This window comes from Frigoribacterium sp. VKM Ac-1396 (assembly GCF_015350895.1).
GTDB lineage: Bacteria > Actinomycetota > Actinomycetes > Actinomycetales > Microbacteriaceae > Frigoribacterium.
The window spans coordinates 595680-608177 of the sequence record NZ_JADKSD010000002.1; the positions used below are offsets into that span (position 1 = coordinate 595680).

A 12498-nucleotide genomic window follows, 5' to 3' on the forward strand; every position below is an offset into this window, starting at 1 on the left:
GCGGCTTCCGGGCCCCGCGCCCTCATACCTTGGTCACCATGAACATCGAGTCGTGGGGTGGAGGCGTCGTCCTCGCTCTCGTCGCCGCGCTCTGGCTCGTCTACCTCGTGCCCACCTGGCAGCGCCGACGCGAGTACCTCGCGACCGAGCGCAACGCCGTGCGGCTGCAGCAGACCCTGCGCATCCTCGCCCAGACGGCCGAGGTGCCCGACGAGGTGCGCGTCGAGGCGAACGCCCGGTCGGTCGCCGACGCCCAGAAGATCCTGCGACACGAGGAGGCGCGGCGCGAGGCCCTGAGGCGGGCCCACGAGGCCGCGCGGCAGCGTGCCGTCACCCGCGAGCTCGCCGCGGCCGCCCCCGTGCTGCGGGCCGCCGACCGCGACCCCGCCCTCGCCGCGCGTCGGCTGCGGCGCTCCCGGCTGGTCTCGACCGTCGTGCTGGCCCTCAGCGTGGTGGCCGTCGTCGGGGGAGTCGCCGCGGGCCTGACGTCGTCGTGGGTGCTGGTCGTCGCCGGGCTCGTCTTCGGTGGCGGGTCGATCGCGATGCTGGCCCAACTGGCCGCGGTCTCGCGCGCTCGTGCCCGTCGGGCCGTCGTCGCCCCCGTGGCCCAGCCGCTCAAGGACTTCTCCGGCGTGATGGGCGAGGGCGTCGTCGTCCGCGACGACGAGGCCGCCGCGGAGTCGCGCCTCTGGACGCCCGTGCCCGTGCCGAAGCCGCTCTACCTGCGCCGCGGGCGGCAGCGTCCCGCCCCGGCCGCCGCGACGGTCGACCCGGCCGCCGTGCTGCGGCAGGACTCCCGTCGCTCGGTCGAGTCCCTGCGGGCGGCACAGCACGACGCCCTGCGCGAGGCCGCGCGGGCCGAGGCCGCGTTGCAGTCGACGCGACGCGCTCCGGTGACCGTCGCCGCGCCTCCTGCGCCCGCCGCGTCGGCTGCCGACGCGCCTGCCGCGCCCGCCGAGGAGGCGCGGGTCGAGCCGGTCGCCCCGCCCCGCCCCCAGAGCCGCTTCGCCCGGATGGGCATCATCGACGAGCTGCCGCAGTCGGCCTTCTCGCTCGACGAGGCCCTGCAGCGCCGCCGCGCCGTCTGACCCGCGGCTGCGCCCTGTCGAGGTTCATCCGTCGCTCGACGAGGTGCTATCGTGGCAGAGCAGTTTCTGGGGCTATGGCGCAGTTGGTAGCGCGTCTCGTTCGCAATGAGAAGGTCAGGGGTTCGAATCCCCTTAGCTCCACCAGACGAAGGCCCGGGTCGACCACGACCCGGGCCTTCTGCGTGCCGCCCGCCGCCGAGACCCCACGAAGTCGCCGAGACCCTCTTGCGCGCACAGGGGTCTCGGCGAGTTCGTGGGGTCTCACGGTCCCGGAACGCGTGAGGCGTGCGATCTGATGGATCCGCTGTGAGCGGGTGCGGCCGGGGTGGGGCGGTCGTAGCATCCCGGCATGTCCCTCGCAGTCAGCATCGTGCAGCACGAAGAGCACGACCACCCGGTCTGGTACCTGCACTACTCGTACGCGCGCAGCCTGCCGGGCGCGCCGGCCCGCGGGCCGTACCACTCGCGACTCGACGCCGAGGAGGCCCTGCACCACCTCCGTGAGGCCGCCCACATGTACGGCGAGTTCGAGTTCTCGGTGCTGCCCGCCTGATCGTCCGTCGCGACGGAAGACTGCCCGCAGGCGACGGACGCCGCGCCTCACCGGTGGGCGGTGCCGTGCCTCCTCGGCGACCGGCACCGCGCCTCCTGCACCATGATGGTCGGGTGCCTCCGACGACCCCGACCGACGCCCCGACGCCTCACCTGACCACCGACCCCGAGCTGCTGGCGCGGTTGCGGGCCGACCTGGCCGCGTCCGGGTTCACGGTCGAGCGGCTGCAGGGTGCCGACGCCTGGGGTTCGCACGCCGGCGCCGCGCTCTTCCGTGGCGAGCGGGTCGCCGCGAGACGCGCCCTGGCCCGGAGCGCAGCCCGCGACGAGTCGGTGCGCCCGGCCGCCACGCTCGCCCTGCTCTTCGTGCTCGGCTACCCGCAGGCCCCCAAGGTCGTCGCCGAGGCCCTGCCGACCCTCGGGGTCGACGGCGCGGTCGACGTCGGTCTCGTGGCCCGCGACGGCGACGTGGTCCGGGCGCTCGTCGACCTCCGCCCCTACGCGTTCGTCGACGCGTCGGGCGAGGCGAGCTGGTGGATCGCCTCCGACCTGGGCGAGCTCGTGGTCGAGGGGGCCCTCCGCGAGGACCACGTGCTCGGCGTCGGGGGAGCCTCGGCGACGCTGGCCGGCCTCATGGTCTCGCGGCAGGTCGACCGGGCGCTCGACCTCGGCACGGGGTGCGGCATCCAGGCGCTGCACGCGGCACGGCACGCGCGGCACGTCGTCGCGACCGACATCTCGCGGCGCGCCCTCGACTTCGCCGCGTTCAACGCCGCCCTCAACCTGGTCGACGGCATCGAGCTCCGCCTCGGCAGCCTCTTCGAGCCGGTCGTCGGCGAGACCTTCGACCACATCGTCTCGAACCCGCCCTTCGTCATCACGCCGCGGGTCGAGGGCGTGCCCGAGTACGAGTACCGCGACGGCGGCATGGTGGGCGACGACCTCGTCGCCTCGGTCGTCGAGGGCCTCGGCCGGCACCTCGCGCCGGGCGGCGTCGCACAGCTGCTCGGCAACTGGGAGTCCGGAGGCGCGGGCTCGGTGGCCGGCAAGCGCGGTGCGTACTCGGTGGCCGGCTGGGCCGCCCGGGGCGACGTGCCCGTCGACGTCTGGGTGGTCGAGCGCGAGGTGCAAGACCCCACCGCGTACGCCGAGACCTGGATCCGCGACGGCGGCACGCGCCCCGGCACCCCGGACTTCGAGCGGCTCTACGAGGCGTGGCTCGGCGACTTCGAGTCCCGGGGCGTCGTCGAGGTCGGGTTCGGGTACGTCACGGTGAGGCGACCGGCGGACGACGCGAGCGCGCCCATGGTGCGCACGGAGCGCCTCCTGGGCGGGCTCGGACAGAACGACGTCGGCCTCGGTGCCCACCTGCTCGGCACGCTCGAGGCGATCGACCTGCTGCGCGGGCTCGACGACGAGCAGCTGGCCGGGCGACGACTGGTGGTCGCGGGCGACGTCACCGAAGAACGTCACTACTGGCCCGGCAACGACGACCCCACCGTGATCTTGCTACGCCAGGGCGGGGGCTTCGCCCGGACGGTCGAATCGGGCACCGCGCTCTCGGCGTTGGTCGGAGCCTGCGACGGCGAACTCAGCGTCGACGCCATCGTCGGGGCCCTCGCCCAACTGCTCGGGGTCGACGAGGCCGGTCTCCGGGCCGAGTTGCTGCCCCGGGTGCGCGAGCTCGTGACGATCGGCATGCTGCGCGCCTGATCGCGGCCGCCTGACCGTGCCCGCTGGAGTGTCCCCGCCGAGGCGCGCCCGACTGATCGTTCCCGCCTGGGCGCGCCCGACTGATCGTTCCCGCCTGGGCGCGCCCGACTGATCGTTCCCGCCTGGGCGCGCCCGACTGATCGTTCCCGCCTGAGCGCGCCCGCCTGGGCGTGCCCGACTGATCGTGCCCGCCGGGCGACGCATCAGCCGCGGTGGTTGCCGGTGCGCTCGCCCCACTCGCGCCACGAGTACTCGGGCACGAAGCCGAGCAGGTCGCGGGCCTTGTCGCTGCTGAGCAACGGCTCGACGCCCTCGACCGCCCGGCGCTTCTCGACCTGCGGCCAGTACTGCTCGGCGAGCACGGCCGTCGGCGTGTTCATGACCGTGTCGGACGCCGCGATGATGAACGCCTCGAAGCCGACCAGGTCGCTCTCGAGTGCCTTGCGGACGGCCTGGGCGCCGTCGCGGGCATCGATGTACGAGAAGAGGTTGAAGGTGCGCTTCTCGGGCGTCTCGTCGAAGGGGTACTCCGAGTAGTCGCCGTCGTCCATCACGTTCGAGAAGCGCAGGCCGATCAGCTTGAGCTGACGGTCCCAGCGCGTGAAGTGCCGCGCCATCTCTTCTTCGACGGCCTTGCCGAGCGAGTACGACGACTCGGGGCGCACCGGGTACTCCTCGTCGAGCGGCAGGTACGGCGGGTCGATGTCGAACGGGATGCCCAGCAGCGTCTCGCTCGATGCCCATACGACGTTACGGATCTTCGCGGCGCGGGCCGCGGCGAACACGTTGTAGCTCGAGGTGACGTTGTTCGTGAACAGCGCCGCGTTCGGCACGAGGCCGGGTGCGGGGATCGCGCCGAGGTGCACGACGGCGTCGATGTGGTCGTACCGGTCGTCGACGCTCGTCAGGGCCTGGGCGACCTGGCCGTAGTCGGTCAGGTCGACCTTGACGAAGACGACGCCCTCGACGGGGTCGGGGCTCGGGACGCGGTCGAGCAGCACGACCTCGTAGCCGTGCTCGGCGAGGTCGCGCACGACGGCGCGACCGAGCTTGCCGCTGCCGCCGGTGACGGCGACTCGGGTGGTGGGGGTGCGGGGAGACGACATCGTCGGCCCTTTCTGCCGGGGGGCCCGGCGGGTCTGGAGGCGCACGGGTCGGGCTGCGCGCCTCCTCACGTTTCTACTAGGCCGGGGCCGTCCGCGGTCGGTCCGCGCCGAGCGCGTCACCGAGGAGGCGCGGCGTCGGCCTCGGTCCGCTGGGAGCCGTGTCGGAGGTGACGGGTAGCTTCGGCCTGACCGGGGTCGACCGTCGGCCCCCGAGAGAGGCCCCCATGAGCACGCACACCGACCCCGCGCAGCACGACGCCGACGACCACACCGACCCCGCGGCCGTGCACGGCGACAGCCCCGAGCCCGTCGACGTGCACGGCGACTCCGCCGCCGACGAGGCCGCGACCGAGGGTGCGGTCGAGCAGCTCGACGACCTGCTGGGTGGACAACAGCCCCTGCGCTGACGTTCGCTCGGCCCCACGAGAACCCGAGTCGGCGGCCGCTCAGGCGATCGGCTGCAGCGAGTGGAAGGCCGTGTCGTGGTAGACCAGCGGCGACGCCGAGCCGTCGACCTCGGCGCCGAGCACCTGCAAGATGACGACGACGTGGTCGCCCGCGGGCACCTCGCGGTGCACGACGCACTCGAGGCGGAGCGGGGCGCCCGTCACCAGGACGGCCCCGTCCGGGGTCGTCGTGAACTCGACGTCGGCGAACCGCGCCGAGCGGGTCCGTGACGACAGCCGTCGGCACAGCTCGCCCTGATCGGCCGCGAGCACCGACACCCCCAGGGTCGGGGCCTCGCGAAGGCGGGCCCAGGTCGCGGAGTCGTCGCGTGCCGAGAAGGTCACCATGGGCGGGTCGAACGACGCCCCGACCGTGAAGCTCGAGACGACCATGCCGTCGGGGCCGGAGGGGCCGTCCGGGCCCGAGGGGCGGGTCGCGGCCAGGGCGGCGACCCCGCTCGGGAAGACGGCGAAGGCCGAGCGGTCGACCGGGGAGAGCGTCGTGGTGTGGGTCATCGGGGCTCCCGTCGACTGATGTGAACCAGTTGGTTCACCGCGACGTTAGCCCGCGGGTGTTTCGTCCGGATTACGCGTTCGTCCAATCACCTGCAAGTCACCCACCACGTCGGGCGCCGTCCGAGGTACGGTGTAGTGCGCTCACCGGCTGGTTACCGGGGCGCCCGTTCCCGACAAGCGGCTGTCGAACCCAGCGTGGTCTCCTGATCCGACTTCGTGAGGTCCTCGGCCGTGGGCCCGGTGGGCACGCCCTGGTCCGAGTTCTGCTCGTCGACCGGGGCGTGCCCTCTTCTCGGCGTCGGCGCCGCCCGCCGAGGCCGTCGTCGTCGCCGTCGCCGTCGGTTCGCGAGGCGCGCCTCCTCGTGTTTTACTTGAGTTCCTCTCACCTCGTGGAGGTTCAGGGCACGAGGCGGGGGGCCGGCCGCGGGGGCGTCGACGCGTCCCCGCGGTCGGACGATCCGCGCGTCGTCGGAGTCGCGTCGCGGACGTCGCCCACGACCCGGTCGATGGTGCAGGGTTGAGTCATCATGTCGCCCGCTCCCGTCGCCCCCCTGGCCGCCCTGCTCCCGTCGCACCCGGGCGTCGACTCGTACGACGCCGACACGGCGTACACGGCGTTCGCCGAGTGGGCCGAGTCGCGCGGGCTGCCGCTCTACCCGGCTCAGGACGAGGCGATGATGGAGCTCGTCGGCGGTGCGTCGGTGATCCTCAGCACGCCCACCGGCACCGGCAAGTCGCTCGTCGCGGCCGGCGCCCACTTCGTGGCCCTGAGCCAGGGCGGGCGGTCGTACTACACGGCGCCGATCAAGGCGCTCGTCAGCGAGAAGTTCTTCGCGCTGGTCGAGTTGTTCGGGCCCGAGAACGTCGGCATGGTGACCGGCGACTCGTCGGTCAACGCCGACGCGCCCATCATCTGCTGCACCGCCGAGATCCTCGCGAACCTGGCCCTGCGGCACGGGGCCGACGCGGCCGTCGACCAAGTCGTCATGGACGAGTTCCACTTCTACGGCGACCAGTCGCGGGGCTGGGCCTGGCAGGTGCCGCTGTTGCTGCTGCCCCGGGCGCAGTTCCTGCTGATGTCGGCGACACTCGGCGACGTCACGCGCATCACCGACGACCTCGCCCGTCGCACCGGTCGACCCGTCGCCCGGGTCACCGGCGTCGAGCGCCCCGTGCCGCTGCACTACTTCTACGCCCAGACCCCCGTGCAAGAGACGGTCGAAGAGCTGCTCTCGACCGGTGAGGCACCCGTCTACGTCGTGCACTTCTCGCAGGCCGCGGCACTCGAACGGGCGCAGGCGCTGTCGAGCATCAAGATCGCCAGCCGCGAGCAGCGCGACGAGATCGCCGAGCTGATCGGCGGGTTCCGCTTCAGCACCGGCTTCGGCAAGACCCTGAACCGCCTCGTGCGCTCGGGCATCGGCGTGCACCACGCGGGCATGCTGCCGAAGTACCGCCGCCTGGTCGAGCAGCTCGCCCAGCGCGGACTGCTGCGCGTCATCTGCGGCACCGACACCCTGGGCGTCGGCATCAACGTGCCGATCCGCACCGTGCTGCTGACGGCCCTGACCAAGTTCGACGGCACCCGCATGCGCCAGCTGAGCGCACGTGAGTTCCACCAGATCGCCGGCCGGGCCGGTCGCGCGGGCTACGACACCTCGGGCACGGTCACGCTGCAGGCGCCCGAGCACGAGATCGACAACCTGAAGCAGATCGAGAAGGCGGGCGACGACCCGAAGAAGAAGCGCAAGATCGTCCGCAAGAAGGCGCCGGACGGCTTCGTGTCGTGGGGCGAGCCCAGCTTCACCAAGCTGATCGCGGCCGAGCCCGAGGCCCTGACGTCGCACATGCAGGTCACCCACGCGATGCTGCTGAACGTCATCGGCCGGGGCGGCGACGTGTTCGCGAACGTGCGGTCGCTGGTGTTCGACAACCACGAGCCGCTCGCGAAGCAGTACGCCATGGCCCGCCAGGCCATCTCGATCTACCGGACGCTCCGCACGGCCGAGGTGGTCGTGCAAGAGCCCGCGCCCGACGGCGGAGCCCCGACGATCCGGCTGACGGTCGACCTGCAGGCGAACTTCGCGCTCAACCAGCCGCTGTCGCCCTTCGCCCTGGCGACCTTCGACGTGCTCGACGTCGAGTCGCCGACCTACGCCCTCGACATGGTCTCGGTCGTCGAGGCGACGCTCGACGACCCCCGGCCGATCCTGTCGCAGCAGCAGTTCAAGGCCCGGGGCGAGGCCGTCGCGGCGATGAAGTCCGAGGGCATCGAGTACGACCAGCGCATGGAGCTGCTCGAGGAGGTCACCTGGCCGAAGCCGCTCGACGAACTGCTGACCGCCCTGTTCGAGACGTACGCGGCCTCGCAGCCCTGGATCGGCGACTTCGCGCTCAGCCCCAAGTCGGTCGTGCGCGACCTCTACGAGCGCGCGATGACGTTCGGCGACTTCGTGAACTTCTACGGACTGGCCCGCTCCGAGGGGCTCGTGCTGCGCTACCTGTCGGACGCCTTCCGGGCCCTGCGGCAGACCGTGCCCGACGAGGCCAAGACCGACGAGCTGGTCGACGTGATCGAGTGGCTCGGCGAGCTGGTGCGTCAGGTCGACTCGAGCCTGCTCGACGAGTGGGAGGAGATGGTGAACCCGCGAGAGGCCCTGGCCCACGACGAGATCGTGCCGCCGACCCTGCGCACCCTCACCGCCAACGAGCGGGCCTTCCGCATCATGGTGCGCAACGAGCTGTTCCGCCGCGTCGAGCTGGCCGCGCGGGACGACGCCGACGCCCTCGGCGCCCTCGACGCGGGCTCGGGGTGGGACGCCGACCGGTGGGGCGAGGCGCTCGACCGGTACTACGACGAGTACGACGCGATCGGCACCGACGCCGCCGCGCGCGGACCGCAGATGCTGCAGGTCGAGCAGCTGCCCAGCGTCTGGCGCGTCCGGCAGATCTTCGCCGACCCCGAGGGTGACCACGACTTCGGCATCTCGGCCGTCGTCGACCTCGCCTCGAGTGACGAACGCGGCGAGGCCGTGGTCACCGTGACGGCCGTCGGGCCGGCCTCCGAACGGAGCCGACCGTCACCCGTCGAGGGGTAATCTCGTAGGGTCGTGCCACACCCCGGCAGCCGACCAGCACCGCCCGCGTTCCACCACGAAGAGGTCGCCATGTCCCGTCTGTCCGGCAAAGTCGCCATCGTCACCGGGGCCGCCTCGGGCATCGGCGAGGCGATCGTCCGGCGGTTCGCCGACGAGGGGGCCCGGGTCGTCGCCACCGACATAGTCGACGGCTCGAGCGTGGCCGCCGAGACGGGGGCCGAGTTCGTGCAGCACGACGTCGCCAACGGCGGCGACTGGAAGCGCGTCATGGATCGCATCGCCGAGCACTACGGTCGGCTCGACGTGCTGGTCAACAACGCCGGCATCGTCTCGGGCCAGTCGATCGACGTCACCCAGCTCGAGAGCTGGAACAGGGTCTTCGCCGTCAACGTCACGGGCGTCATGCTCGGCACCCGCTTCGCCATCGAGCAGATGCGCGCCAACCCCGACGGTGGGGGCGGGTCGATCATCAACCTCGCCCCGGCGACGTCGTTCCTCGGCTTCGGCGACGACGCGGCCTACACGGCGAGCAAGCACGCGCTCGTCGGCCTGACCCGGTCGAGTGCGGCCCACGCCGCCCAAGAGGGCTGGAACATCCGCATCAACTCGCTGCACCCGGGCCCGACCGACACGGCGCTGTTCCGCCGCCAGGTCGAGGCCCAGCCGCAGGTGCTCGACGCGTTCAAGGCGATGAGCCCGCGCGGGCGGCTCGCCAAGCCCGACGAGGTCGCCGGGCTCGCCCTGCACCTCGCGAGCGACGACTCGGCCTTCTCGACCGGCGCGCAGTTCGTCGTCGACGGCGGCCTGTCGAGCACGCACCCCTCGATGTAGCTGCGCGGCGGCCCGGCCCGACCCGGCACCGCACGGCACGGCCCGCCACGGCCCGCCACGGCACGGCACATCACGGCACGGCCTTGCGCTGCCCCGCGCTGCCCTGCCCTGCCCTGCGCTGCCCCGCGCCTCGCGGTACGGCACCGCGTTTCGTGCATGGCACCGCGACTAGATCAGGTGCGGTGCGCGATTCGCGGTGCGGTGCGGTGCGGTGCGGTGCGGTGCGGTGCGGGGGCGCCGGGGTCAGAAGAGCGTCGCAGGAGGCGCGGGCGGGGTCGCGGGCGCCGCGATCGGGGCGGTCGTCGCGGCCGGTGCCCCCGGCCACCCGGGCCCGGACGGCACGTCGGTGCGGTTCTGGAACGCCGTGGCCGCGCCGCGGGCCCGCACGTCGGCGGCCTCGTTCATCTCGTGGCCGACGTGGCCGCGCACCCACTCGAAGCGCACCTTCCGCCCGGCCAGTGCGGCGTCGAGCTCTTTCAGGATCTCGACGTTCAGCACGGGCTTGCCGTCGGCCTTCCGCCAGCCCTTGCGCTTCCAGCCGGGCATCCACTCGGTGCACGCCTTGATCGTGTACTGGCTGTCGCAGAGGATGTGCAGGTCGTCGTCGGTGCCGGCGGTGGCGCGCAGCAGCTCGAGCACGGCCGTCAGCTCGCCCTGGTTGTTCGTCGCGCGCGGCCAGCCGCCCGCGGCCCACCGCTCGTCGTCGACGTACCAGGCCCATCCGGCGGGGCCGGGGTTGCCGAGGGCCGATCCGTCTGCTGCGGCGGTGATGGTCATGCGGGTGCTCCTTGCGTCGACGGGTTGCCGCTCCACGGTAACGTGCCGGGCGCGACCGACCGGACCCGCGCCTCCTGCGGGGGAGTCGAGGAGCGACGTCGCGGCCGGGCGTCGTCGCCGGCCCGTCGGCGTCGGAGCCCGACGGGAGTGCCGGGGTCAGCCGTTGTGGTCGGGGTGCGAACCGGTGCGCTCGCCGGTCTCGATGCCCGCGATCGCCGCGAGGTCGCCCGCGTCGAGCTCGAAGCCGAAGACGTCGAGGTTGGCGCGGATGCGCGAGGGCGTGACCGATTTGGGGATGACGACGAGACCCTGCTGCAGGTGCCAGCGGATGGTCACCTGGGCCGGGGTGACGCCGTGCTTCGCGCCGATGCGGACGAGGGCGGCGTTGTCGAGGATGCGTCCGCGGGCGAGCGGTGACCACGCCTCGGTCACGATGCCGTGGGAGGCGTCGAAGGCGCGCAGCTCGTGCTGCTGCAGCCAGGGGTGCACCTCGACCTGGTTGATGGCCGGCACGACGTCGGTCTCGGCCAGCAGGCGTTCGAGGTGCGCCACCTGGAAGTTGCTCACGCCGATCGAGAGCGCCCGGCCCTCGGCGCGGATCGTCTCGAGGGCGCGGTACGTCTCGACGTACTTGTCCTGCCGCGGGGCCGGCCAGTGGATCAGGTAGAGGTCGACGTGGTCGGTGCCGAGCTTCGCCAGGCTCTCGTCGAACGAGCGGAGCGTCTCATCGTAGCCGTGCGCGGTGTTCCAGACCTTCGTCGTGAGGAACACCTCGTCGCGGGGCAGGCCCGACGCGCGGAGGGCTCGGCCGACACCCGTCTCGTTCGCGTAGAACTCGGCCGTGTCGAGGTGCCGGTAGCCCTCGGCGAGGGCGGTCTCGACGACGCGTTCGGCCTCGTCGTCGGCGACCTTGTAGACGCCGAGCCCGAGCTGCGGGATCGTCCGGCCGTCGTTGAGGGTGATCTGGGGCATGTCGGGTGTGGGCATGCCCACAACTCTGCCAGCCTCCGGCTGACACGTGTCGCCCGTCGTCGGCGACGGTCGGGTGAACGGTGCGTGCCGCGGCGGAACCTCTTGGGCCCGGGAGGCGCGGGTCAGCTCGCCTGGATCGGCACCGGTTCGGTGTCGGGCAGCGGGCTCGCGTCGCGACCACGCAGGTCGGGCAGCGCCTTGTGGAACACGGCACCGACGATCGTGCCGACGAAGGCGAAGCAGGCCGCGACGATCAGGCCGCCCTGGCCGCCGACGTGGTCGATCGCGAAGCCGGCGATCGCCGACCCCAGGGCCGAGCCGATCAGCTGGCCGGTGCCGGCCCAGCCGTAGGCCTCGGCGGTGTCGCTGAACTTCACGCTCGACGACACGACGGCGAACATGACGGCGAGTGCCGGGGCGATGCCGACGCCTGCGATCAACAGGGTGAGGCTGATCGGCCAGAGGCCCGTCGCGAAGATCGCGAGCGTCATGCCGACGAACACGATGGCGATGCGTCGGGCGAGCGCCCACGGGCCGACCGGGACGTGCCCGAGCGCGAGGCCGCCCACGAGCGAGCCCGCGGCGAAGATCGCCAGTGCGATGCCCGAGTCGGCGCTGCCCTCGCCGAAGAGCGCCACGACCCCGGCCTCGACCGCGGCGCAGGCCCCGATGAGCAAGAACCCGGCGACGGTCGCGAGCAGCACCGTCGGGCGGGCGAGCACCTTGCCGAAGGCCCGCTTGCTGCGGGGGATGCGGACGCGACCGACCTCGGGCGAGGCGATGAACCAGATGCCGCCACCGACCAGGAACGCGGCCGCGAGCCAGATGGCCTCGCGAGTGCCGACCTGCGTGCCGACGAAGGTGGTGATGACCGGGCCGGCCACCCAGATGATCTCTTGGGCGGACGCGTCGAGCGAGAAGAGGGGGGTCAGCTGGTTCGAGGTCACCATCTTGGGGTAGATGGTGCGGACGGCCGGCTGCACGGGCGGCACGCTGAGGCCCGTGACGAAGCCGAGGGCCATGAACACGGGCACCGAGAAGTCGTACAGGGTGAAGGTGACCATCGTGATCAGGCAGACCACCAGCGTCAGCGTCAGGACGGGGCGCATCGCCCAGCGGCCCATCCAGCGGCTGGTGAGCGGCCCCGAGATCGCCTGGCCGATGCTCGTCGCGGCGAGCACGAGGCCGGCCGCGGCGTAGGAGTGGTGCACGTGTTCGACGTGCAGCAGGAACGCGAGCGACAGCATGCCGAACGGGAAGCGCGCGGTCAGCTGGGCCGCGATGATGCGCGAGACGCCGGGCGTCTTCAGCAGGGTCGAATAGGTGCTCACGAGGGGTCAAGTCTACGAGCGCGGTCGACGGTTGCGACACGCCGGTGGCCCGAATTGGGGACACCGGC

At 72.5% G+C, this 12498-nt stretch carries 11 protein-coding genes and 1 tRNA gene; 7 read left to right on the top strand and 5 right to left on the bottom strand.

Annotation, left to right across the window (positions count from 1 at the left end):
- Positions 1 to 38 precede the first annotated feature (38 nt).
- The 4 genes from ITJ55_RS09880 to ITJ55_RS09895 all read left to right on the top strand — a co-directional run bounded on the left by ITJ55_RS09880 (position 39) and on the right by ITJ55_RS09895 (position 3353).
- The gene (locus ITJ55_RS09880; RefSeq protein WP_194595206.1) at positions 39 to 1088 is read left to right on the top strand and encodes a hypothetical protein; all 1050 of its coding nucleotides are present in this window, start codon (positions 39 to 41) and stop codon (positions 1086 to 1088) included.
- A gap of 68 nt (positions 1089 to 1156) precedes the next feature.
- Positions 1157 to 1232: transfer RNA gene (locus tag ITJ55_RS09885), tRNA-Ala, on the top strand.
- 205 nt (positions 1233 to 1437) lie between these two features.
- Positions 1438 to 1641: a hypothetical protein gene (locus ITJ55_RS09890; RefSeq protein WP_194595207.1), complete on the top strand. Its 204-nt coding sequence runs from the start codon at positions 1438 to 1440 to the stop codon at positions 1639 to 1641.
- A 113-nt stretch (positions 1642 to 1754) separates the two neighbouring features.
- Entirely contained in the window at positions 1755 to 3353 is a 1599-nt protein-coding gene (locus tag ITJ55_RS09895) for a methyltransferase (protein WP_370544106.1), read from the top strand.
- Between the two features lie 203 nt (positions 3354 to 3556).
- Here the strand turns inward: ITJ55_RS09895 and ITJ55_RS09900 are convergent, their stop codons facing one another.
- Entirely contained in the window at positions 3557 to 4459 is a 903-nt protein-coding gene (locus tag ITJ55_RS09900; protein ID WP_071256952.1) for an NAD(P)-dependent oxidoreductase, read from the bottom strand.
- Between the two features lie 224 nt (positions 4460 to 4683).
- Between ITJ55_RS09900 and ITJ55_RS09905 the strand changes: the two genes are divergently transcribed.
- Complete coding sequence (locus ITJ55_RS09905; protein ID WP_194595208.1) at positions 4684 to 4866, top strand: hypothetical protein; 183 nt, start codon at positions 4684 to 4686, stop codon at positions 4864 to 4866.
- A gap of 39 nt (positions 4867 to 4905) precedes the next feature.
- On the opposite strand, the gene ITJ55_RS09910 is transcribed toward ITJ55_RS09905, so the two are convergent.
- Positions 4906 to 5421, bottom strand: coding sequence for a flavin reductase family protein (locus ITJ55_RS09910; protein ID WP_194595209.1), 516 nt, complete (start codon positions 5419 to 5421; stop codon positions 4906 to 4908).
- Positions 5422 to 5948: 527 nt separating this feature from the next.
- Here ITJ55_RS09910 and ITJ55_RS09915 point away from each other — a divergent pair.
- Together ITJ55_RS09915 and ITJ55_RS09920 are read left to right on the top strand one after the other, a co-directional pair.
- Entirely contained in the window at positions 5949 to 8519 is a 2571-nt protein-coding gene (locus ITJ55_RS09915; protein WP_194595210.1) for an RNA helicase, read from the top strand.
- 69 nt (positions 8520 to 8588) lie between these two features.
- Entirely contained in the window at positions 8589 to 9350 is a 762-nt protein-coding gene (locus ITJ55_RS09920) for an SDR family NAD(P)-dependent oxidoreductase (RefSeq protein ID WP_056261851.1), read from the top strand.
- 243 nt (positions 9351 to 9593) lie between these two features.
- On the opposite strand, the gene ITJ55_RS09925 is transcribed toward ITJ55_RS09920, so the two are convergent.
- The 3 genes from ITJ55_RS09925 to ITJ55_RS09935 all read right to left on the bottom strand — a co-directional run bounded on the left by ITJ55_RS09925 (position 9594) and on the right by ITJ55_RS09935 (position 12430).
- Entirely contained in the window at positions 9594 to 10127 is a 534-nt protein-coding gene (locus tag ITJ55_RS09925) for a ribonuclease H (protein WP_194595211.1), read from the bottom strand.
- Positions 10128 to 10283: 156 nt separating this feature from the next.
- Positions 10284 to 11114, bottom strand: a complete 831-nt coding sequence (locus ITJ55_RS09930; protein WP_228498103.1) for an aldo/keto reductase — start codon at positions 11112 to 11114, stop codon at positions 10284 to 10286.
- A 107-nt stretch (positions 11115 to 11221) separates the two neighbouring features.
- A complete protein-coding gene (locus tag ITJ55_RS09935) occupies positions 11222 to 12430 on the bottom strand; it encodes an MFS transporter (RefSeq protein ID WP_194595212.1) in 1209 nt (402 codons plus the stop codon).
- Positions 12431 to 12498: the final 68 nt, after the last annotated feature.